Source organism: Micromonospora sp. ATA51, assembly GCF_016802855.1.
Classification (GTDB): Bacteria; Actinomycetota; Actinomycetes; order Mycobacteriales; family Micromonosporaceae; genus Micromonospora; species Micromonospora sicca.
On sequence record NZ_JAEVHJ010000104.1, the window covers coordinates 1 to 20,539 of the forward strand.

16 protein-coding genes, 1 tRNA gene and 2 pseudogenes are annotated in these 20,539 nt (G+C 71.0%); 10 read left to right on the top strand and 9 right to left on the bottom strand.

All coding sequences use genetic code 11. The annotated features are described in order from the left end of the window. Positions 1-755: 755 nt before the first annotated feature. Positions 756-992, top strand: coding sequence for a hypothetical protein (locus JNW87_RS17725; protein WP_109800584.1), 237 nt, complete (start codon positions 756-758; stop codon positions 990-992). A gap of 942 nt (positions 993-1,934) precedes the next feature. Then, a tRNA-Arg gene (locus JNW87_RS17730) sits at positions 1,935-2,007 on the top strand. Positions 2,008-2,195: 188 nt separating this feature from the next. Here JNW87_RS17730 and JNW87_RS17735 read toward each other — a convergent pair. Continuing rightward, positions 2,196-2,888, bottom strand: a complete 693-nt coding sequence (locus tag JNW87_RS17735; protein ID WP_309233969.1) for a tyrosine-type recombinase/integrase — start codon at positions 2,886-2,888, stop codon at positions 2,196-2,198. Positions 2,889-2,960: 72 nt separating this feature from the next. Here JNW87_RS17735 and JNW87_RS17740 point away from each other — a divergent pair, with 72 nt between their 5' ends. Then, a complete protein-coding gene (locus tag JNW87_RS17740) occupies positions 2,961-3,524 on the top strand; it encodes a hypothetical protein (protein WP_109800585.1) in 564 nt (187 codons plus the stop codon). 410 nt (positions 3,525-3,934) lie between these two features. Then, positions 3,935-5,545, top strand: a complete 1,611-nt coding sequence (locus tag JNW87_RS17745) for a LamG domain-containing protein (RefSeq protein ID WP_146230990.1) — start codon at positions 3,935-3,937, stop codon at positions 5,543-5,545. Between the two features lie 431 nt (positions 5,546-5,976). Here JNW87_RS17745 and JNW87_RS17750 read toward each other — a convergent pair whose 3' ends face one another. Further along, positions 5,977-6,750, bottom strand: a complete 774-nt coding sequence (locus tag JNW87_RS17750; RefSeq protein ID WP_238454083.1) for a hypothetical protein — start codon at positions 6,748-6,750, stop codon at positions 5,977-5,979. Positions 6,751-7,322: 572 nt separating this feature from the next. On the opposite strand from JNW87_RS17750, the gene JNW87_RS17755 reads away from it, so the two are divergent. The 3 genes from JNW87_RS17755 (at position 7,323) to JNW87_RS17765 (ending at position 10,041) form a co-directional block, all read left to right on the top strand. Continuing rightward, positions 7,323-7,619: a hypothetical protein gene (locus tag JNW87_RS17755; RefSeq protein WP_238454084.1), complete on the top strand. Its 297-nt coding sequence runs from the start codon at positions 7,323-7,325 to the stop codon at positions 7,617-7,619. Between the two features lie 287 nt (positions 7,620-7,906). Next, entirely contained in the window at positions 7,907-9,082 is a 1,176-nt protein-coding gene (locus JNW87_RS17760; protein ID WP_109800589.1) for a low temperature requirement protein A, read from the top strand. Positions 9,083-9,264: 182 nt separating this feature from the next. Beyond that, a complete protein-coding gene (locus JNW87_RS17765) occupies positions 9,265-10,041 on the top strand; it encodes an HAD-IIB family hydrolase (protein ID WP_109800590.1) in 777 nt (258 codons plus the stop codon). 58 nt (positions 10,042-10,099) lie between these two features. Here the strand turns inward: JNW87_RS17765 and JNW87_RS17770 are convergent, their stop codons facing one another. Continuing rightward, the gene (locus tag JNW87_RS17770) at positions 10,100-10,855 is read right to left on the bottom strand and encodes an SDR family oxidoreductase (protein ID WP_309233968.1); all 756 of its coding nucleotides are present in this window, start codon (positions 10,853-10,855) and stop codon (positions 10,100-10,102) included. 210 nt (positions 10,856-11,065) lie between these two features. Here JNW87_RS17770 and JNW87_RS17775 point away from each other — a divergent pair, with 210 nt between their 5' ends. Further along, positions 11,066-11,419 carry a helix-turn-helix domain-containing protein gene (locus JNW87_RS17775; protein WP_236647363.1) on the top strand — a complete coding sequence of 118 codons (354 nt, stop codon included), beginning with the start codon at positions 11,066-11,068 and terminating at the stop codon, positions 11,417-11,419. A gap of 120 nt (positions 11,420-11,539) precedes the next feature. Next, the gene (locus JNW87_RS17780) at positions 11,540-13,333 is read left to right on the top strand and encodes an adenylyl cyclase (RefSeq protein WP_109800593.1); all 1,794 of its coding nucleotides are present in this window, start codon (positions 11,540-11,542) and stop codon (positions 13,331-13,333) included. A 310-nt stretch (positions 13,334-13,643) separates the two neighbouring features. On the opposite strand, the gene JNW87_RS17785 is transcribed toward JNW87_RS17780, so the two are convergent. Then, positions 13,644-14,237, bottom strand: coding sequence for an ATP-dependent Clp protease proteolytic subunit (locus JNW87_RS17785; RefSeq protein ID WP_109800594.1), 594 nt, complete (start codon positions 14,235-14,237; stop codon positions 13,644-13,646). 149 nt (positions 14,238-14,386) lie between these two features. Then, positions 14,387-14,983: pseudogene (locus JNW87_RS17790) on the bottom strand (helix-turn-helix domain-containing protein); the annotation flags it as partial. A 191-nt stretch (positions 14,984-15,174) separates the two neighbouring features. On the opposite strand from JNW87_RS17790, the gene JNW87_RS17795 reads away from it, so the two are divergent. Next, positions 15,175-16,191 (top strand): TrkA family potassium uptake protein, encoded by a 1,017-nt coding sequence (locus JNW87_RS17795; protein ID WP_109800595.1) that lies wholly within the window; start codon positions 15,175-15,177, stop codon positions 16,189-16,191. A 67-nt stretch (positions 16,192-16,258) separates the two neighbouring features. Here JNW87_RS17795 and JNW87_RS17800 read toward each other — a convergent pair whose 3' ends face one another. From JNW87_RS17800 to JNW87_RS17815, 4 genes and pseudogenes are all read right to left on the bottom strand, one after another. Further along, on the bottom strand, positions 16,259-17,326 hold the full coding sequence (locus tag JNW87_RS17800; protein WP_109800596.1) for a 2-oxoacid:ferredoxin oxidoreductase subunit beta: 1,068 nt from the start codon (positions 17,324-17,326) through the stop codon (positions 16,259-16,261). Beyond that, the gene (locus JNW87_RS17805; RefSeq protein ID WP_109800597.1) at positions 17,319-19,166 is read right to left on the bottom strand and encodes a 2-oxoacid:acceptor oxidoreductase subunit alpha; all 1,848 of its coding nucleotides are present in this window, start codon (positions 19,164-19,166) and stop codon (positions 17,319-17,321) included. The genes JNW87_RS17800 and JNW87_RS17805 overlap by 8 nt, the downstream gene beginning before the upstream one ends. A 305-nt stretch (positions 19,167-19,471) precedes the next feature. Next, a complete protein-coding gene (locus JNW87_RS17810) occupies positions 19,472-19,834 on the bottom strand; it encodes a hypothetical protein (protein WP_238454085.1) in 363 nt (120 codons plus the stop codon). A 103-nt stretch (positions 19,835-19,937) separates the two neighbouring features. Then, positions 19,938-20,539: pseudogene (locus JNW87_RS17815) on the bottom strand (hypothetical protein); the annotation flags it as partial.

A 20,539-nucleotide genomic window follows, 5' to 3' on the forward strand; every position in this document is an offset into this window, starting at 1 on the left:
GCCGGACTGGTCTCCGACCGCTGCGCCGAACGGTAGGCAAACCACCAAACCGAACCAGGCATACAAGCACTGCCGGGTCCTAATCGTGCACGACCTCGTAAGTAACTTGCCATTCCCGCTGGCCGACTCGTCTGGCCGTCGCGCGCGGCGCTCAGCGCGATCCGCCATCCGCGCGCCGCACGGACAACCGGCCCCGCCACCCGTTGTCTGCCGCAACGTGGAACAAGGTGACCAAGGCACCAGCGGCGCGATCCGGACCCGTTCAGGCGCTACCAACCCCCGGCGGTCACGGCCATCCGCGCGCGACCCTCGCACACCTCTACAAGGGATAACCCTCGTCGGAGTCGGCGACGAGCGGGCGCGGCTAGATGACTGCTGGGCGACGGGGCGACGGACATCCGCTGCTGTCGGCGGCGGCCCCCTGATGGTCCGTCGTCCCGTCACCACACGCCGAAGGGCGGGGCGGCAAGGACGCTAGACCTGCCGACGCGGGAACCCCTTCGGGCGACATGGTGGGAGCGGCGGGCCCGGCACCACTTCCGCGCCCGCCGCTCCAACGCCCGTGACAGTACCGACCGGTGCCGTGCGCGGGCAGGCCGTTGGGCGTTTGTCACCCGGCCGTGACGTGCTGCGACGGGTGGCCGGCGGCGGCCGCTACGGGCCCGGAGGTACCTCCCGGGCCGTTCGCCGATTTGTGACTTATCGCCTCACCCATCTGGCATGCCCTGGTTGTCCTACTCGGCGACGATGAGTGCATGTCTGCATGGAACAACTGGTGGGGCCGGCTCGCCGCGGTCCTTGGTGCGGTCGTGCTCTCGTTGTTCGTGCCGGTCGCGGCTTGGGCGTCCACGGGGACCGGCGAGCGGGTGGTGGAGGCCGCCGGGCGCAGGCCGCGGGGCGGTGCGGGCCTGCTCTGCTGCCTGGTGGTTATCGCCGTGGTCGTGCTGCTGGTGCTGTGGCTGGTACGCCGCCGACGGGGCAGGCCGCGCTGACCCGGTCGGGCGGCAAGGCCAGGGCGAACATGACTGCCGTCGTCCGTCGTAGCCGTCGTACCACCGCAACCTCTCCCCAGCATGGTCGCCGGCCCCACGGTCGGCGGCCCCGGCGGCCCGCGTTAGCGGGACGGCGCGCCGGGGCGGGCGACCCCTGGCACTCTACTGATGCGACCGCTGTCACGCGGTGTAGCCGAGTTCGCTGAGCAGCGGCTCGGCCTGGCCGAGGACGTCGGCGAGATCCTGCTCGCAGGCCGTTTGCCGGCCGCCCTGGGGACGACGCCCACCCCGACCAGGCCGTAGCGCCCTCGCGTGCGCGCCCTGACTCGCTGCCCGGCAGGTGGGCCCGCACCAAGAGGCGACCCACGACAAAGGCAACACCACCGAGCAATACCATCGACGTTCGCCTATCAGTAAGGTGATCATCAAGCGCGACGCCCGCTGGACCGAACCGGACGCCCCGGAACACGCCGGACCGGACCGGACGTAGGGGATGCTCGTCGGACGAGCAGCCACCGAGCAGCCACACGTCCACAAGGGACGGACAAGCAACGAGCCTGACCCGCGTTTCCGCAGGTCAGGCTCGTTTGATCTTGTGCGCCCGAAGGGACTCGAACCCCTAACCTTCTGATCCGTAGTCCGATGCTCCGTATCCGCTGGTAGCAGGGTGACCGGGCACCGACCCGACGCTGAACCAGCGCACCGATTGTCGGTGTGTCAGATGATCTCTGCTGTGCTCGGAATGTGCTCGGTGAGTCGTGGGTACCGATGGGCGGCCGCGGTCACGGCCGGGCAGCGGTTGGCACGGGTCGGACCGGCGGGCATCGGTGTGCTCCATGTGTGCTCCGCTGGTCGGAGCAGCGGGCGGCTGGCGCCCGTGAGCACACGCGGGTACTCCTGGGTGCTCCTGGGCACCCGCTGGCAGGTAGGCTGGGCCATCGCGCCCTCGTAGCTCAGGGGATAGAGCATCGGTTTCCTAAACCGTGTGTCGCAGGTTCGAATCCTGCCGGGGGCACCTCGAAGATCAGGGAAAACGCTACCTGAGCTGGCAATACACACGGCGCTCGATTGGTTGGCGTGTGCAGCCGTAGGCCACTGAAAGCCGCCGTTTGTCGTAGGTCACGGAACATGCGCGGAATGGTCTTGAAGGCATCTGCCCAGGTCAGCCGGGGTGCCCGGGGGCAAGATCCGGAATGGCGACCATCATGCGGGCCAGGCAACGCCGGTCAACGCCTCGTCGATCCGGCCGTTGACGGTGGCCTCTTCCCCATCGATGCACGTGGCGTAGACCTTGAGCAGCACATCGACGGAGTGCCCGGCCCGCTCGGCGACCTCCGTTGCCGGAACGCCCGCGTTGAGCCACAACGAGACGGCACCGTGCCGCAGGTCGTACGGTCGACCAGCGAGCGGGGAGTCAACCTGACGCGGAGTCAAGGCCAGACGCCGCGCCTCATCCCAGACGCGAGAGTAGGTCGAGGCGGCAACGACGTTGCCCCGCTCGCTGCGGAACAGGCGACCGTCCTTGGCGGCACCGAACCGATCGATGTGCTCCCGCAGGATCTTCACCAGCGCGGGCGGGATCGGCACGCCGCGCGGCTCGTCCTCGGCCCGGTGCTTCAGCCCGCGATCGTCGTGGACCTGGCCGCTGTCGGTCCACCGCTTGCCCGCCTGGGGGCGACTCTTCGCCAACGTGAGCCGACCCCATCCCGTCTCGGGAAGGTCGTAGTCCCGCTCCCGGAGCCCCAGCGCTTCTCCGGGGCGGAGCGCGGCGAAGTACAGGCAGGCGCCGGCCGCCGAGCGCGGACAGTCGCCCGAGGTCGCGTACGCGGACGGACCCCGCCGGACGAAGCGCCCAGAACCTGTAAGCGAGATGTCGACTGCGGGCGGCGGCTGGATGAGCGGCTAACACCGAGACTCCAGGTTCGAGCCGAAGGGTCGGGCCCTTGCCTGCCTTGGCACACTGGCGGTGTGAGTTCGGGGATCCGGGTCCGGGTCGCGGTGCTGGCCGTCTGCATCCTGGTGGCCGCCGCGGTCGGTCTGTGGAAAGGCTGGGGGAGTGCGACCGTTGACCCGCCCTCGCCGCGCTCGGTATGTCAGCTCATCCGACCCGAGGTGTTCGACCTTCTCGTACCTGGGCGCGGGCCGCTGCAGGCCGAGGGCGAGGAGGGGAGTCGCCCCGGTACCCGCTCAAACACCTGTTCGACCGAGAGTGGGCCCACTGTCAATGGGGCACGTGCCTCGCTGTGGGTCGCGTTGGTTCGCCTCGGCCGGCACGACGGCCAGGGCCCGCAGTGCATCAAGCGTGACGGGTCGCTGTCGTGGGCCATCAACCGCACCAACCACCGGGTCGCACTCGGCGACGGCGCTTCCTACTTCGTTTCGGGGGACCGCGACACCGGCCGGGTCATCCACTTCACCGCCTGTCTCGGCACCTATCTCGTCTACGTGGGGTACGAGGCTGTCGGTGCTACCGACGCATCCATCGTCGAATCGGCTTCCACCGTGGTCCAGGAGGTGCTGTCGCAACTATGATGTGGCCTCCCCCTCCCTGGGCACTCGGCGTCGAGACCCTGCCACCCGGCCGTCCCGTTGACCGCCGGGTACTTCTGCGGGAATTGCTGTTCGGTCTGGCGGCCCTGTCGCTCGTCATAGCCGTCGGGTTCCTCGGCTGGCACCTTGCCCGGCTCGCGGCGCCCACCGTTGTGCGGTGGCAGATCGAACGTACCGATTCGACGAATCAAGCCCCTCCACTGCCCCACCTGCCGCCGTCTCCGTTCGCGCAATGACTCCCGCTGTTGCCGTGCAGGACGTCCAGCCGCACGGGCAAGACCGATTTCGGGGTAGCGATGCATCCATCGTCCTGTGACACTGTCTCGGCGATCCGGCGGGCGCTCGTCACTTCCTCGCCGGTCACAGCCATCGGTCTTCACGGGGAAGGTTCGATGACCAACAACAGCTCCTTTTTCGGCCCTGCTCAGGGTCCGGCCCGCAGGGCCGCGTTGCGCTTGGCCGTGGCCTGCGCCGCCTTGCTGCTGCCCCTTACCGCAGCCACCACGGCGGACGCAAAGCCCCGCGCCACCACCACCGTCGGCCTCCCATCCGGAGCGACGGCGACGTGGGGGTTGGAGGCGTATCCAGGGATAACTCAGGCGCAGGGGCTCGCCGACCGGCAGCCCGCAGTCGGCGGCGACACCCCGCTGACCGGCTCGAACATCGCCTGGCAGGACGACGCCCGGTTCGTCGGTGGCCAGACGGTGGGCTTTGACGGCACATCGTCGTACCTGTCGGCGTCGCCCTCGACCCTGAACACGGCGGGGACCTTCTCTCTCGCGGCCTGGGTGCGGCTCACCGACACCTCGGTCAGCTGGGTCTTCACCAGTAAGGCCAGCGCCGGCCAGGCCACCGTCTCGGTCGGCTACGACAAGGCCAGCAACCGGTGGCAGGTCCAAATGCCGTCCAAGACCGGCAAGGGCGGCAAGTTGTCCATCGCCCGGTCGAGCTCGACGCCCCAGGTCGGGCTCTGGACCCACCTGGCAGTGGTGCACGACGCCACCGCACGGACGCTCACCCTGTGGGTGGACGGGGTGGCTGAGGCGACGGTGAGCAACGTGACCGCTGTCAACGACCCGTCCGGCGAGTTCCGGCTGGGCCGCGGTGACACCTCCTGGTGGCGGGGCAACCTGGCCGACGTCCGGGTGTACGACCGGGTGCTGGTCGGCCAGGACTTCACCGGCTGGCTCGCCGACGACCCGGCCTCCGGAGGGTTCAATGAGCCGGGTCTGCTGCGGCCATGGCAGGTCGGGGGGTGGAACTTCGAGGCGGCTACCCCGTGCTACGAGGAGAACCTCGACCCGACCCTCTGCTCCGCACCGGACGTCACCGCCTTTGGACGCCAGCTCGCCCTCACGCAGGGCAGCTTTATCGACGCCGGCCACCGGGACCTGGCCCTCACTCTCGACGACACCCATTGGATTGACGACCCGTCCGACCCGCACTACGGCGAGGCGACCCGGGAGTACGCCCGCACCCAGCACAACGTGGGCGAGGACTGGAACCCGGTCTGGCAGGACGGGCCGGTGCTCCGCACCGACCAGTCCTTCACGGTGGCGACCTGGGTGCGGCTCGACCCGGCGCGCGGCGCTCAGACGGTCATCTCGCAGGACGACGCCGACCGCAGTGCCTTCCGGCTTGGGTACGAGCCGGCCAACGGCGGGCAGTGGGTGTTCGGGGTGGCCGCCGGGGCGGATGACTCCGCGACCACCTATGCGACCGCGCCGGCGACCGGCGTCGACCAGTGGCATCACCTTGTCGCGGTCCTCGACGCCACGCACCGGCAGGCCCGGCTCTATGTCGACGGGACCTTGGCCGAGACGGTCGGACTGAACGCCGCCTGGCAGCCCCGACAGGCGCCGGGTGCGATGCTGGTCGGGCGGTCGACCACGCCGGCGGGACCGGACGGATGGCTGTACGGGCAGGTCGATGACCTCGGCGTGTACCAGGGCATGCTGAGCGACGCCGACGTGCAGCGCATCTTCACCGAGCAGAAGGTCTGAAGCGACGCCTGAAGACCGTTGCCGGGCCTGGCGCGGAAGCTCCCTCAGGGTTGCGTTCCGCGCCAGGTCCCGCACTATGACCAGCTAGGCCGCCAGCGAGAAGCCAACAACGTGCGACAACCAACCGCTGCTACAGGACAGCTCAGCCCTTGACTCCAACGCCAGTCGCCGACATTGATCGGCAGACGGTCACGGGATGAAGCCACCTTTGCAGTGCAGGGCCCAGCGACGCGGCGAAGCTGGCCGCCGACAGCAGAGGCGACAGCAACCGCGCCGGACGAGAGTGCCCGTCGGCAGCCGAGTAGGGATTGACGCCCGAGGTTGCGAACATGCCCGGACGATGCCGGACGACCTGCACAGCGCTTGTAAGCGAGACGTCCGGCCACGGACATGCGCCGCATCCCCGCCAAAGCCGCGTCGCGACGCGCGGCTCAACCCTCGCTTGCCGTTGGGAGGGTCTTCACGATCGCCGTAGCTAGGGATGTCGCCTTTTCCTGAGCCATGGCGGTGACCTCGGCTGCGGTGTTCACCTTGCGCGGCCAGAAAGTGAGCGCCTCGATGCTGATCAGCAGCCGGCCGTGCGCGAGAATCAGCCGCGCATCGCCGGGCAGGAATGGCATTCCGTCTGCGGATTCCGGGTCCACTCGGCTCACCGTCGCCGTGGTCAGCCGCGCGCTCGTCGACTCGATGGTCACCGTGCGTGCGCCCCACCGGGCAGTCGCCAACCCGATGCTGAGGCGGAAAGCCTCCCTCGGGCACCGTACGGTGCGCGCCGCACGTGCGGCCGCGACGGCCGCGGAGGCATCGGGCAGACTAATCACCGTGACGTCCAGAAGGGTCATCGGGGGCTGGACGTCGATGAAGATCCCCACGGGGTTGACCTCGAGGCCGGCGCCCCACACCTGATCGAACTCCAACCCGCCCACCTTCGACCGGTCGTGGTCGGCGATGAGCAGGTCGCAGGGTCCGTACCGCTCGCCGACCTCGATCTCGCGCTCCCGGATGTCGTCACCGACACCGGCCTGCTCGACCAGCCCGCGAATGGTCGCCATCAGGGCCTCGGGCTCGTTGGGCGATGCCGACGGCGCGGGGTTCACCGACGGCGGTGGGGGTGGTGGCGGGACGGCCTGTTTCACGCAGCCGGCAAGTCCCGCTACCACCAGCACGCCCGCGACAAACGCTCCGCCGCGCATCCGATCAACCACACTCATTGATCCCCCGCTTCCATTCGGGGCGCAGCATACTGTTCGTCGCGTCCGGCGGCTGCCCGTGCCGTTTCGCGGCGAAGGTTCCACCGTGTGGGTCGCGAGGGCCGCTACCGCCACCGCGCCTGGAACCCATAGATCCAGGGCCGAGAAGACAAGATCCGGAACATCGTGCGGAATGGTCAAGGCCGCCGCTGGTGAAGGGTCGGGCGAATGCCCTGGTAAGAGGCCGGATCGTCCGGCAAGCGCACCTGCCTTCCTAAACCGTGTGTCGCAGGTTCGAATCCTGCCGGGGGCACCAGGCCAGACCCTTGATCAACGATCAGGGACCGGATACTTCCGCGCGAGCACCCTGGTCGGCCAGGGGGTCGATCGGCCGGCCTCGCCGCATCCGCCGCCGTGTTGCTGGCTGGCTGTACTGTGGTCACCGGCACCGCTGACTCTCCGTTCGACGGCGATGTCGGCAATTCGAAGAGCTGCCCGCACCGCACCGCTTACTGCCCGGCCGAGGGTGCTGGCGTGGGTTGGCCAGGACGCCCCTCGCTGTCGCCGTCCGAAAGTTCCGCCTCGAAGTGTCCAAGGCCGCTCCTGACACCGCCGGCGGGGACTGGCAGTACCAGGTGGTGGAGGTCGCGACCGGCGCCGTCGTCCTGCCGCCTCCTCGGCCCGCCATGATCGGTGGCATCGGTGTTCTTGCGGCCTGGGACCAGAACACGCCCGACACGGTATGGGTCACTGAGCCGAAGCTGACCCGTTGGCGTGTCGACCCCGAGGGCACCGGGAGGTGGCTCAGCGAGCACCCCTCGTCCTGCGAGGAGCTACCGGCGGTGGTCGCTGCCTCGCTCGCCAGCCTGCTGGATGGCTCGTAGGCGGAACCCGCGGTTCTCCCTCGATCAACGATCATTCCTCCCCTCCGGGAGCTCCGCGCCCACTGTGGCGGTCCAGGCCCGTCCGGGTGAGGGGCCACGGCGAGGCGCGTCACCGTCGGGCAACCCGGCCGCCGGGCCGGAATCGCCGATCCGGATACGGGCCACCGCGGCGGCACCGATAATCCTCGAGGGTGCGGCGCCCGGAAGGCCGTACGCCGGCGGCTGGCGCGCAAACGCGGCGCCGGCGTCGCCCGCGGCCGGGTGTGACGGGCGGCGGGAGGCCGGGCATGACGATCGGAGGCAGCACCGAGCTGGTGCGCCGGCCGAGCGGGTCGACCCGGGCGACCCTGCTGGAGCTGCTTTTCGACGTCGTCTTCGTGGCCGCATTGGCGCTGACCTCGATGCTGATCGTCGAGCGGGACTCGTGGGCCGGCGTCGGACAGGTCGTGGTCATTCTGATGGCCATCTGGTGGACCTGGTCGATCACCTCGACCACCACCGACTTCTACGACCCGGACCAGCGTCCGATCCAGACCATCCTGATGGTGACCATGCTGGGTGCCGTGCTGACTGCGGCGGCGCTGGCCTCCGACGCGCACGCGCTGGTCTTCGCCGCCGGGTACGTGACCCCGCACCTGGTGCGGGGTCTGGTGCTGGTGAGCGTGTTGCACCAGCACCGGCATCAGGCCGAACGGCGTGCGGCGCGCTTCCTCTTCTGGTTCCTGGTCTCCGGCGTCTTCTGGATCGTCGGGGCCATGCTGCCGGACGCGCCGCGATGGGCGCTCTGGGCCGTCGCGGTGACGATCGACTACGTCGCGGCGGCGGCGCGCTACCCCACACCCTTGCTGGGCCGGGTACCGGTCGGACAGTACGAGAGGACGACCGAGCACCTGGGCGAGCGGTACCAGCAGTTCGTCATCCTGGCGCTCGGCGACATCATCCTGGTGCCGACCCTGGAGATCAGCACCGCGGACTTCACCCGCGCACGGCTGGCCGCCTTCCTGGCCGCCTTCGTCACCATGCTGCTGTTCTGGCAGATCTACGTCCTGGGGGCCGGTTCCATCGTTCGGACGACGTCCGCGCAGCTGCTTCGGCGGGCGACACGGCTGGCCCCGTACACCCACCTGGTCATGGTGGCCGGCGTCGTCTGCACCGCCGCCGGTTTCGACCTGGTCATCGACCGGCCCACCGGCGACACACCGGCGCGCTGGACCGCCCTGATCTTGGGCGGGCCTGCGCTGTTCCTGCTCGGGCGCACCCTGTTCACCTACCGGATCCTCGGCATGGTTCCCTGGCACCGGGTGCTCTGGCTGCTGGTGCTGGCGGTTGCGGCACCGTGGGTGGGCGGCTGGCCCCCGGTGCTGGTGACCACCCTCGTCGTGCTGGTGTTGGCCGGGGTGGTGGTCGGGGACGCCATGGGCGGGCGGTTGACCCGGCCCATGCTGCGGGGGCGCCCCGGCTGACCGTGGAGGTGGCGGACCACCCCGCGGGCATCGGGTGGCGGAACGCGGGATGCCGGCCGACGGGTGGCTGTTACCCTCCGTCGAGGAGCGCGGAGCGTGACGAAGGGGCCTCGCGGGTCCCGGAACGTCACCGTCGGTACCCTGCTAGTCCTGGCCTGCCCGCGACGACATGGTGGTACTTGATGAACGATCTTCGAGTGGTGGCGTTCGACCTGGACGACACCCTGGCTGTCTCCAAGTCCCAGATCGATCGTCGCATGGCGGAGCTGCTCGGCCACCTGCTGACCGAGGTCGACGTGCTCATCATCTCCGGCGGGCGGTTCGAGCAGTTCGAGTCGCAGGTGCTCGCGCACCTCGACCTCACCGACGAGCAGCGGCTCCGGCTGCACCTGATGCCCACCTGCGGCACCCGCTACTACCGCTGGCAGGACTCGGCGTGGCGGCTGGTCTATGCGGAGGACCTGAACCCCGAGGTCAAGGCCCGGGTCATCGAGGTGCTGACCGAGTCCGCCAAGGCGCTGGGCCTCTGGGAGACGAAGACCTGGGGTGACGTCATCGAGGACCGGGGCAGCCAGATCACCTTCTCCGCGCTGGGCCAGTCCGCGCCCCCGGCGGAGAAGTACGGCTGGGACCCGGACGGCGGCAAGAAGAAGCGGCTCCGGGACGCCGTCGCCGAGCAGCTTCCCGACCTGGAGGTACGCGGCGGCGGCTCGACGTCGATCGACGTCACCCGCAAGGGCGTGGACAAGGCGTACGGCATGCGGAAGCTGCTGGAGTGCCTGGACCTGAAGATCGACAACGTGCTCTTCGTCGGCGACCGGCTGGACGTGGGCGGCAACGACTACCCGGTCAAGGCGATGGGCATCCGGTGCTTCGCCGTCACCTGCTGGGAGGAGACCGCCGACTACGTGGGGGCCCTGGTCGACGACCTGGTCAAGCAGCGCGTGGAACGCGCGTAGCCGCTGAACGCGCAGCGCCGCCCCGGATCAGGGATCCGGGGCGGCGGTGTTTGCGGCGTCAGAGTGCGGCGCGGATCGCTTCGGCGAGCGTCGTCGGCGTACGGCCGAGCAGTTTCGCCAGGTCGTCCCCGACCTCCAGGTCGCCCTGGGCGAGCCCCCGGTCGCCGTCGGCGAGCAAGGCCGCGTACCCCTCGGGCACGCCGGCCGCGACCAGCAGCTCGGTGTACTTGTCCACCGGCAGGTCGAGGTACGAGACCGTGGTACCGGTCTGCCGGGAGATCTCGGCGGCCAGGGCGGTCATCGTGAAGGGGGTGCCGCCCAGCTCGTACACCCGGTTGGTGTGGCCCTCGGTGGTGAGCACCACGGCGGCGGCCTCGGCGTAGTCGGCGCGGGTGGCGGCGCTGACCCGGCCGTCGTCCGCCGCGCCCGCGACGCCGTGCTGGAGGTACGCCGGGAGCTGGGGGGTGTAGTTCTCCAGGTACCAGCTGTTGCGCAGGAACACGTACGGCAGGCCGGCGTCCTTGATCAGCTGCTCGGTCGCCTTGTGCTCGGCGGCGAGCACCAGCCTGGAGGTGTCGGCCTTCGCGATGCTGGTGTAGACCACCTGCTTGACGCCGGCCTGCTTGGCGGCGGTGACCACGTTGCCGTGCTGCACGACGCGGCGGCCGACCTCGCTGCCGGAGACGAACATCAGCTGGTCGGCGCCCGCGAAGGCGGCCTGGAGCGACTCGGCGTCGTCGTAGTCGGCCAACTGGGTGACCACCCCGCGCCCGCCCAGGTCGGCCAGTCGGTCGGTGTCGCGGCCGACGGCCACGATCTGGTGGGCCGGTACGCCCCGGCTGAGCAGCGACTCGATGATCAGCGGCCGAGCTGGCCGGTGGCGCCGGTGACGACGATGGACATGGGTACTCCCTGCGGTTGCGATGAGAACTTCTTCCCACCGGAACGGGAAACACCGCAGGCATACTTCCCGTTGGAGAGTAGGCACCTCAAAGTTCGGTACGCACCGAAAGAGAGTAATGGCGTGAACCCGGATCTCTTCAACCGGAACTGCGGCAGCCGGAAGGTCATCGACCGGATCGGCGACCGCTGGAGTGTCCTCCTCGTCCTCGCTCTCGCCGACGGCGACAAGCGCTACGGCGAACTGGCCGAGCGGGTCGACGGGATCAGCCAGAAGATGCTCACCCAGACCCTGCGCGGCCTGGAGCGCGACGGCCTGGTCACCCGCACGGTGCACGCCACCGTCCCGCCCCGGGTGGACTACGCGCTGACCGACCTGGGCCGCAGCGTGCTCGACCTGGTGGCCGGCCTGGAGGACTGGGCCACCACCCACCTGGCCGAGGTGGAGGCCGCCCGGGCCCGCTACGACGCCCGCTGAAGTTCCGGAACCGGCGCGGTCTGGCGCGGCCGGGGCCGACGGGGTAGAAACAGGACGTCCCGGCCAAGAGAGCGCTCTCCACGCTCCGGCCGATCCCGTACCCCACCGACAGGCAGGCAGATGAGACCACTCGACCCCTCCCGCCGCCGTTTCCTCACCCTCACCGCGGCTTCGGCGGCGTCCCTCACCGCCCTCGGACTCCCGGCACTGCCGGCCGCGGCCGCCCCCACCGGCAGCGACCACGACGCGGAGCCCGACTTCGGCCCGAACGTCTTCGTGTACGACCCGTCGACCCCGACCACGGAGATCCAGTCCACCCTGGACCGGCTCTTCGCCGCGCAGGAGCACAACGAGATGGGCGCCGACCGGTACGCCGTGCTCTTCAAGCCCGGCCGGTACGAGGTCAACGCCAAGCTGGGCTACTACACCACCGTGGCCGGCCTCGGCGCTCACCCCGACGACGTCGAGATCCACGGCGCGGTACGGGTCGTCGGCCAGCCCGACCCCAACTCACCGGCCGGCATCTCCGCCCTGACCAACTTCTGGCGTTCGGCCGAGAACCTCTCCGTCACGCCCACCGACTGGTCGAACCAGTGGGCGGTCTCCCAGGCCTCCCCGATGCGCCGCGTCCACATCAAGGGCATCCTCTGGCTGGAGCCCGGCAACGGCGGCTACTCCAGCGGCGGCTACATCGCCGACTCCAAGGTGGACGGCATCACCATCAACGGCTCCCAGCAGCAGTGGCTGACCCGGGACAGCGAACTCGGCGGCGACTGGACCAACGGGGTGTGGAACCAGGTCTTCTCCGGGGTGCTCGGCGCGCCCGCGCAGGGCTTCCCGAACCCGCCGTACACCACCCTGCCGGCCAGCCCGGTCACCCGGGAGAAGCCGTACCTCTTCGTCGACGCCGCCGGCGGCTGGCGGGTGGCCGTACCCGGGCTGCGGCACGACACCGCGGGCACCACCTGGGGCGCGGGTGCCGGGTCGGTGCCCTCGCTGCCGCTGTGCGACTTCTACATCGCCAAGCCCACCGATTCCGCCCAGCGGATCAACCAGGAACTGGCCCGCGGGCGGCACCTGCTGCTCACGCCGGGCGTCTACCAGCTGGACCGGGCGCTGCGGGTCAAGCGACCGGACACCGTCGTGCTCGGCCTCGGCATGCCGAGCCTCGCCCCGACCACCGGCGACGCCGCCCTGCGGATCGAGGATGTGGACGGCGTACGGATCGCCGGCCTGCTGGTCGACGCCGGGCCGGAGGAGTCCGAGGTGCTGGTCGAGGTCGGCAGGTGGCACAGCCACCGCAGCCACGCGACCAACCCGATCTCGCTGCAGGACGTGTTCTTCCGGATCGGCGGCCCCCGCGTCGGCCGGGCGGTGACCAGCCTGGTGGTCAACAGCCGGCACACCATCGTCGACAACATCTGGGCCTGGCGCGGCGACCACGGCAAGGACGGCACCATCGGCTGGACCACCAACACCGCCGACACCGGCGTGGTGGTCAACGGCGACGACGTGACCGCCTACGGGCTCTTCGTCGAGCACTATCAGCGCTACCAGACGATCTGGAACGGCGAGCGCGGGCGCACCGTGTTCTACCAGAGCGAGCTGCCCTACGACCCGCCGAGCCAGGCCGCGTGGAGCAGCCCGACCGGGCGGGGCTGGGCGTCGTACAAGGTCGCCGACCAGGTGCGCCAGCACGAGGCGTGGGGGCTCGGCGTCTACTCCTACTTCAACCAGGAGGTCGACATCCGCTGCGACCGGGCGATCGAGGCCCCACGCCGGGCGGGCGTGCGGTTCCATGACGCGATCACCGTCTTCCTCGACGGAGACGGCGGGATCGAGCGCACGATCAACGAGGCGGGCACCCCGGTCGTCGGCTCGTACGGCACCAGCCCGGTGGTCAGTTACCCGTGACGTGAGGGCGGGCGCGGAGTGCCGGTGATGTAACAAGAATTCGCCGGAACACGCTGCGCCCGCCACGCGGTGCGAAGGGCCCCCGCCCGTCATGGGCTCGGGTATATATCGAGGATCGGCGTTTCGTGGCCACCCGGTAAGGGGTGACGGACGCGATCGAGGGGGCGCGTCCGCCGCCGGCCGCCGCCGACGCCTCGACCACCTGCTCCAGCGATCCGGGAGGGCCCATCGCGTCGTTCCGCACTGCTCGCCGCACGGACCAGCACGGCCGTCGCGCCGTCCCGGCCGGTGCCACGCGGGTCGCGCGCCGTCAGACGGGCAGTTGCTCCGCGCGGCTGAGCACCCGGTCGATCAGGCCGTACTCGCGGGCCTGATCGGCGGTGAACCAGCGGTCCCGGTCCCAGTCCCGCTGGATCTCGTCCAGCGTCCGCCCGCTGTGCTCGGCGATCAGCTGCTGCATGGTGCGCTTGACGTGCAGCATGTTCTCCGCCTGGATGGTGATGTCCGCGGCGGTGCCGCCCATCCCGCCCGAGGGCTGGTGCATCATGATCCGCGAGTGGGGGAGCGCGAACCGCTTTCCGGCCGCGCCCGCGCAGAGCAGGAACTGCCCCATCGAACCGGCGAGCCCGAGCGCCAGGGTGGCCACGTCGTTCTTCACGTAGCGCATGGTGTCGTAGACGGCCATCCCGGCGCTCACCGAGCCGCCCGGCGAGTTGATGTAGAGGAAGATGTCCCGCTTCGGGTCCTCGGCGGCCAGCAGCAGGATCTGCCCGCAGATCTGGTTCGCCGACTCGTCGGTGACCTCGGTGCCGACGAAGATGATCCGTTCCCTGAGCAGCCGCTCGAAGACATGGTCACCGAAGGACGGCTGTCCGCCGTCCAGCATCCACACGCCGTACCCCATGATCTGACCGCCCTCCGCGCCGCCGGCGGGCGACGGATCGCCCGGGGAACCGGCGATCTCCAGCCTCCGGCGGCCCGACGCCGGGGCCCAGCGATTCTGCCCGGGGCAGATCGGCCGTGGGCAGAACCGGGCCGGCCTAACCGGCGGTCAGCCGCCGCCGCCGCCCGGGCCCGCCTGCGGGCCAGCACTCCCGAGGTACGCGGCCGGGGGCGCCCGGCCGGCACGGAGGCGATCAACCGGACCCGCAGGCCCGCACCGCCGACCGTCGACCCGACGTGCCCGGTCGGGCCGCCCGCGAACAGTCCGCCGCCGACGTGCGGCGAGCGCTCGTAGGTGCCGGCGATGCCGAGGTGCCGGATGCCGTGCGCCGCGCCCACGGACGACGTCGGCCCGTCCGGGTGCGGCACCTCGGGGTGGAACCCGATCCGCAGCCGGGGGCCGGCGTCGTGGCGGACCACCGGCACCCGGTCGAGTCGGGCCAGGCCCGTCCCGGACGTGGCCGGGACCCGGCGCTCGACCCGGCGCAGCTCGTCCCGGGCCTCCTCGAGCAGGTCGGAGAGGTTGATCCCGAGCGCCCGGCAGATCGCCGCCAGCACCTCCGAGGAGGCCTCCTTGCGGCCGCGTTCCACCTCGGAGAGGTAGGGCAGCGACACCCCGGCCGCCAGGGCCACCTCGCGCAGCGTGCGGCCCTGCCGCAGCCGCACCCGGCGCAGCACCCCGCCGATCACCCGTCGCAGCAACGACATGCGGGCCTCCTCGCGGTCGTCATCCCGGGACTCCCCCATCATGCCCGCTGGTCGGCGTCGGCGACGGCCCGGCCGGTCCGGCTTCCCTTCCGGCCCGCCCGGACATCGATGCCGGCCACCCGACAGGCCCGCCGAGGTCGTACCCGCTATGTTGTGCACGTGCGAGCGACTGTGGCGGGGCAGGACCGACGGTGATCCATTTTCCCGCGCAACGGCGGGGGCCGCTGAGCGCGCTCAGCCTGCGCCTGCTCGCCGCCCTGGGCCTGGTCTTCGCCGTGGTCGCCGCGGTCTACCTGGACCGGGACGGCTACCGCGACGTCAACGAGGACGGGCTCACCCTCCTCGACTGCTTCTACTACGCGGTGGTCTCGCTCTCCACCACGGGATACGGCGACATCACCCCGGCGGCGCCGTCGGCGCGCCTGATCAACGTCCTGTTCGTCACCCCGGCCCGGGTGCTCTTCCTGATCATCCTGGTCGGCACCACCCTGGAAGTCCTGACCGAGCAGTACCGGACCGGCCGTCGCCTGTCGCGGTGGAGGAGGACCGTGAAGGACCACGTCATCATCTGCGGCTACGGCACCAAGGGCCGCAGCGCCGTCTCCGCCCTGCTGGAGAACGGGCTGGACCGCTCCCGGATCGTGGTGGTGGAACGCAGCGGCCCGGCCCTGCGGCAGGCCACCTCGGCCGGGCTGGTCGCCATCGAGGGCTCCGCCACCCGCTCGTCGGTGCTGGAGGAGGCGCACATCCGGACCGCCAAGTCGGTGATCATCGCGACCGACAGCGACGACGCCTCGGTGCTGGTGGCGCTGACCGTCCGGCAGCTCACCGCCGGCCAGGTCCGGATCATCGCGGCGGTCCGCGAGGCCGAGAACGCGCCGCTGCTCAAGCAGAGCGGCGCCCACCACGTGATCGTCTCCTCGGCCACCGCCGGCCGGTTGCTCGGCCTCTCCACCTCCGCCCCGCCGCTGATCGACGTGGTGGAGGACCTGCTCACCCCGGGGCAGGGCATGGCGCTGGCCATGCGCTCCGCCGAGCGCAACGAGGTGGGCCGGTCCCCGCGCGAGCTGGAGTCCCTGGTCATCGCCCTGGTCCGGCGGGGCAAGGTGGTCACGTTGAACGACCGGGCCGCCGCGGTGATCGAGACCGGCGACATGCTGGTCCACGTCCGCGACGACCGCCCCCAGGCCGCGACCTCCGCCCACTGACCGACGAAGAAGGAGGCCGTTCCCCGAGCGGGGAGCGGCCTCCTTCTTACGTGGCGCCGTCAGCGGGTCAGAGAATGGTCCAGGTGTCGCCGCTGCCGAGCAGGCCGGCGAGCTGCTGCTCCGGGGTCTCGCTGACCTTGGCCTTCGCCGTGGCGACCTGCTCCTGCACCGCGCTGTCGTAGGACGGGCGGTCGACCGAGCGGAACACGCCGATCGGAGTGTTCCGCAGGTCCAGCCCAGGCAGCCGGGACAGCGCGAAGGCGTACGCCGGGTCGCTGACCGTCGCGTCGTGCACGACGATCTCCTCGGGGCGTACCGACGCGGTCTCCCGCACCTCCAGGCCGAAGCCGCCCGGCGGGTGGACCACGCAGAACTGCCCGTCGCGCCCACCGACCTGGCTGTTCGGCTTGCCAGCTGCGCCGAAGATGATCGGCTGCCCGTGCTCCAGCCGGATCAGGTAGTCGTCCCGGGTGCCCGGCTCCTTGAGCTGGTCGAACGCGCCGTCGTTGAAGATGTTGCAGTTCTGGTAGATCTCCACGAAGGCCGAGCCCTCGTGCTCGGCGGCGGCCCGCAGCACCGACTGGAGGTGCTTGCGGTCGGAGTCGATGGTGCGGCCGACGAAGGTGGCCTCCGCGCCGAGCGCCAGCGACAGCGGGTTGAACGGGGCGTCCGCCGAGCCGACCGGGGTCGACTTGGTGATCTTGCCGACCTCGGAGGTCGGCGAGTACTGCCCCTTGGTCAGGCCGTAGATCCGGTTGTTGAAGAGCAGGATCTTCAGGTTGACGTTGCGGCGCAGCGCGTGGATCAGGTGGTTGCCGCCGATGGAGAGCGCATCGCCGTCACCGGTGACCACCCAGACCGACAGGTCCGGGCGGGACACCGACAGGCCGGTGGCGATCGCCGGGGCGCGGCCGTGGATCGAGTGCATCCCGTACGTGTTCATGTAGTACGGGAAGCGCGACGAGCAGCCGATCCCGGAGACGAAGACGATGTTCTCCCGGGGGATGTTCAGCTCCGGCATGAACTGCTGGACGGCGGCCAGGATCGCGTAGTCGCCGCAGCCGGGGCACCAGCGCACCTCCTGGTCGGACTTGAAGTCCTTGGCGGTGAGCTTGAGGGCGAGGGGCTCAGACATTCTTCAGGACCTCTTCCAGCATCGTCTCCAGCTCGGCGGCCGTGAACGGCAGGCCGCGGACCTGGTTGTAGCCGATCGCGTCGACCAGGTACTTCGCCCGGATCACGTGGGCGAGCTGGCCGAGGTTCATCTCGGGGATGACGACCCGGTCGTAGGCGCGCAGCACCTCGCCGAGGTTGGCCGGCATCGGGGCCAGGTGGCGCAGGTGCGCCTGGGCGATGGAGAGGCCGCGCTGCCGCAGGCCCCGGCACGCCGCCCCGATCGGCCCGTACGTCGAGCCCCAGCCGAGCACCAGCACCCGGGCGTCGCCGTCCGGGTCCTCCACCTCGATGTCCGGCACCGGGATCGTCTCGATCCGCGCCGCCCGGGTCCGCACCATGAAGTCGTGGTTCGCCGGGTCGTACGAGATGTCACCGGTCTTGTCGGCCTTCTCCAGACCGCCGATCCGGTGCTCCAGGCCCGGCGTGCCCGGGATGGCCCACGGCCGGGCCAGGGTCTCCGGGTCGCGCAGGTACGGCAGGAAGGTGGTGCCGTCCTCGCCGTTGGGCGCGGTGGCGAACTCCACCCGCAGGTCGGGCAGGGACTCCACGTCGGGCAGCAGCCACGGCTCGGAGCCGTTGGCGACGTAGTTGTCCGACAGCAGGATCACCGGGGTGCGGTAGGTCAGCGCGATCCGCGCCGCCTCCAGGGCGGCGTGGAAGCAGTCGGCGGGCGACTTCGGGGCGATCACCGCGACCGGCGCCTCGCCGTGCCGGCCGTACAGCGCCAGGTTGAGGTCGGCCTGCTCGGTCTTGGTGGGCATGCCGGTGGACGGCCCGGCCCGCTGCACGTCGACGATGACCAGCGGCAGTTCCAGCGCCACCGCGAGGGAGATCGTCTCGCTCTTCAGGGCCACGCCGGGGCCGCTGGTGGTGGTGACGCCCAGCGAGCCGCCGTACGACGCGCCGAGCGCGGCCCCCACCGCCGCGATCTCGTCCTCGGCCTGCATGGTGATCACGCCGAACTTCTTGTGCTTGCTCAGCTCGTGCAGGATGTCCGAGGCCGGGGTGATCGGGTACGCCCCGAGGAAGACCGGCAGCCCGGAGCGCACCCCGGCGGCCACCAGGCCGAGCGAGAGCGCCGCGTTGCCGGTGATGTTCCGGTAGGTGCCCGGCAGCATCTTCGCCGGCTTCACCTCGTACCGGACCGAGAAGTCCTCGGTGGTCTCGCCGAAGTTCCAGCCCGCCCGGAAGGCGGCCACGTTCGCCGCGACCAGCTCGGGCCGGGCCGCGAACTTGCGCTCCAGGAAGCGCAGCGTCGACTCGTACGGCCGGGAGTACATCCAGCTCAGCAGGCCCAGGGCGAACATGTTCTTGGCCCGCTCGGCGTCCTTCTTGGACACCTCGTGCGCGGCCAGCGCGCCGACCGTCATCGAGGTCAGCGCCACCGGGTGCACCACGTAGCCGGCGAGCGAGTCGTCGTCCAGCGGGCTGACCTGGTAGCCCACCTTGGCGAGGTTGCGCTTGTTGAACTCGTCGGTGTTGACGATGATGTCCGCGCCGCGCGGCAGGTCGGCCAGGTTGGCCTTCAGCGCCGCCGGGTTCATCGCGACCAGGACGTTCGGGGCGTCGCCCGGGGTCAGGATGTCGTAGTCGGCGAAGTGCACCTGGAAGCTCGACACGCCCGGGAGGGTGCCGGCGGGTGCCCGGATCTCGGCCGGGAAGTTCGGCAATGTGGAGATGTCGTTGCCGAGCTGCGCCGTCTCGGAGGTGAACCGGTCACCGGTGAGCTGCATGCCGTCGCCGGAGTCGCCGGCGAACCGGATGACCACCCGGTCGAGTTGACGGATCTGCTTGGTCACGCCCGCACCTCGCTTCGTCCAGCGCCGTCGCACGGGCGGCTGAACATGTTGGTGACCCCGCCTTGCCCGGCCACGTGACCTCCTTGACGTGCTGCTGCCGCCGACCGTCCGAAGCTGTCCGGCCCGGTACGTTCCTCACGTCAGAGCCTACGTCGGTCCCTTAGGGCGACCTTGGTGGAGGTCCGACGTATGGGACCTGGTCGGGCCGCTGTATGCCCGGCTTTGCGGCGTTTAGTACCGGCATCCGTAATCCAGATCACCGCACGCGCGTCGCGCCGGCCCGAGGATGCGCCCCGAGCCGGCGCTCACTCGGCGGCGGTCGGCGCGGTGGTCGGGTCGGTCGGTCCCGCGGCCATCCGCCGGCGCAGCGAGGCGGTGGCCAGGACCAGGGCCAGCACCACCAGCAGCCCGGAGACCGTGATGAGGGTGACCGCCGTCCGCTGCACCGAGCTGAGGCCGCGCCCGCCGGAGGCCTGTCCGCCGGCGGCGAGCACGCCCTGGGAGCCGGTCGGCGCGGGGGTGGCGACCGGCGGGGTGGACAGGGCGGCCGCCGCGTTGATCCGGAAGCTCATCTGCACCTGCCGGCTCCGGCCGTTGCGCGGGTCGAGCCGGCCGACGACCGCGCCGGCCAGGGGCGCCTGGCGCTGTGCCGCCGGCGTGGCGGTCACCGGCAGCCGGAGGGTGGCGGTGCGCCCGGCCGGCACCGTGCCGAGGCCGCACCGCGTCCGGGTCGGCGAGACCGGCACGCAGCCGGCGGGCGGCCGGACGCGGTCACCCGTCGGGCAGGATCACCTCGACCCGGCCGGCGGCGTCGACCCGGCCGGTGTTGCCGAGCCGGACGGTCACCACGCTCGGGGCGCCGCTGATGTCGAAGAGCACCTCGTCGGCGCGGAGCGAGATGCCGGGCACCGGCGGGCCGGGCGGGAAGAGCACCGCGAAGCCCTCGTCGTCGGCCGCCGCGCCGGCCACGCCCGGGGCGGTGGCGGTCACCCCGACCGACCCGCTCAGCGGCATGGAACGCCAGGCCGTCCCGTCGACCCGGACCCGGATCGAACTGCTGAACCGGGCGCCGGGCGCGGTGGTCCACCCGCCGCAGCGGTAGCGCCCACCGCCGGCGGGCGCGCACCCGGTGCTCCCCGCGTCGGTGAGCCCGGCCGGCAGCGTGTAACCGAGCCGGATCAGCTCCGGCGCCCTGCCGGTGTTCGTGACGGTCACGCGCAGCGTGGTCACCGTGCTGTCGGCGTTCCAGTAGGCCGGGGTGAGCGAGAGGTCCTCGGTGGTCACCCGCACCCCGAGCTGGCCGGCGGGCGGCGGGCCGGGGGCGCCGGGCTGGGCCGGAGGCTGCGCGGGAGGCACGACCGGTGGGGGCGGCG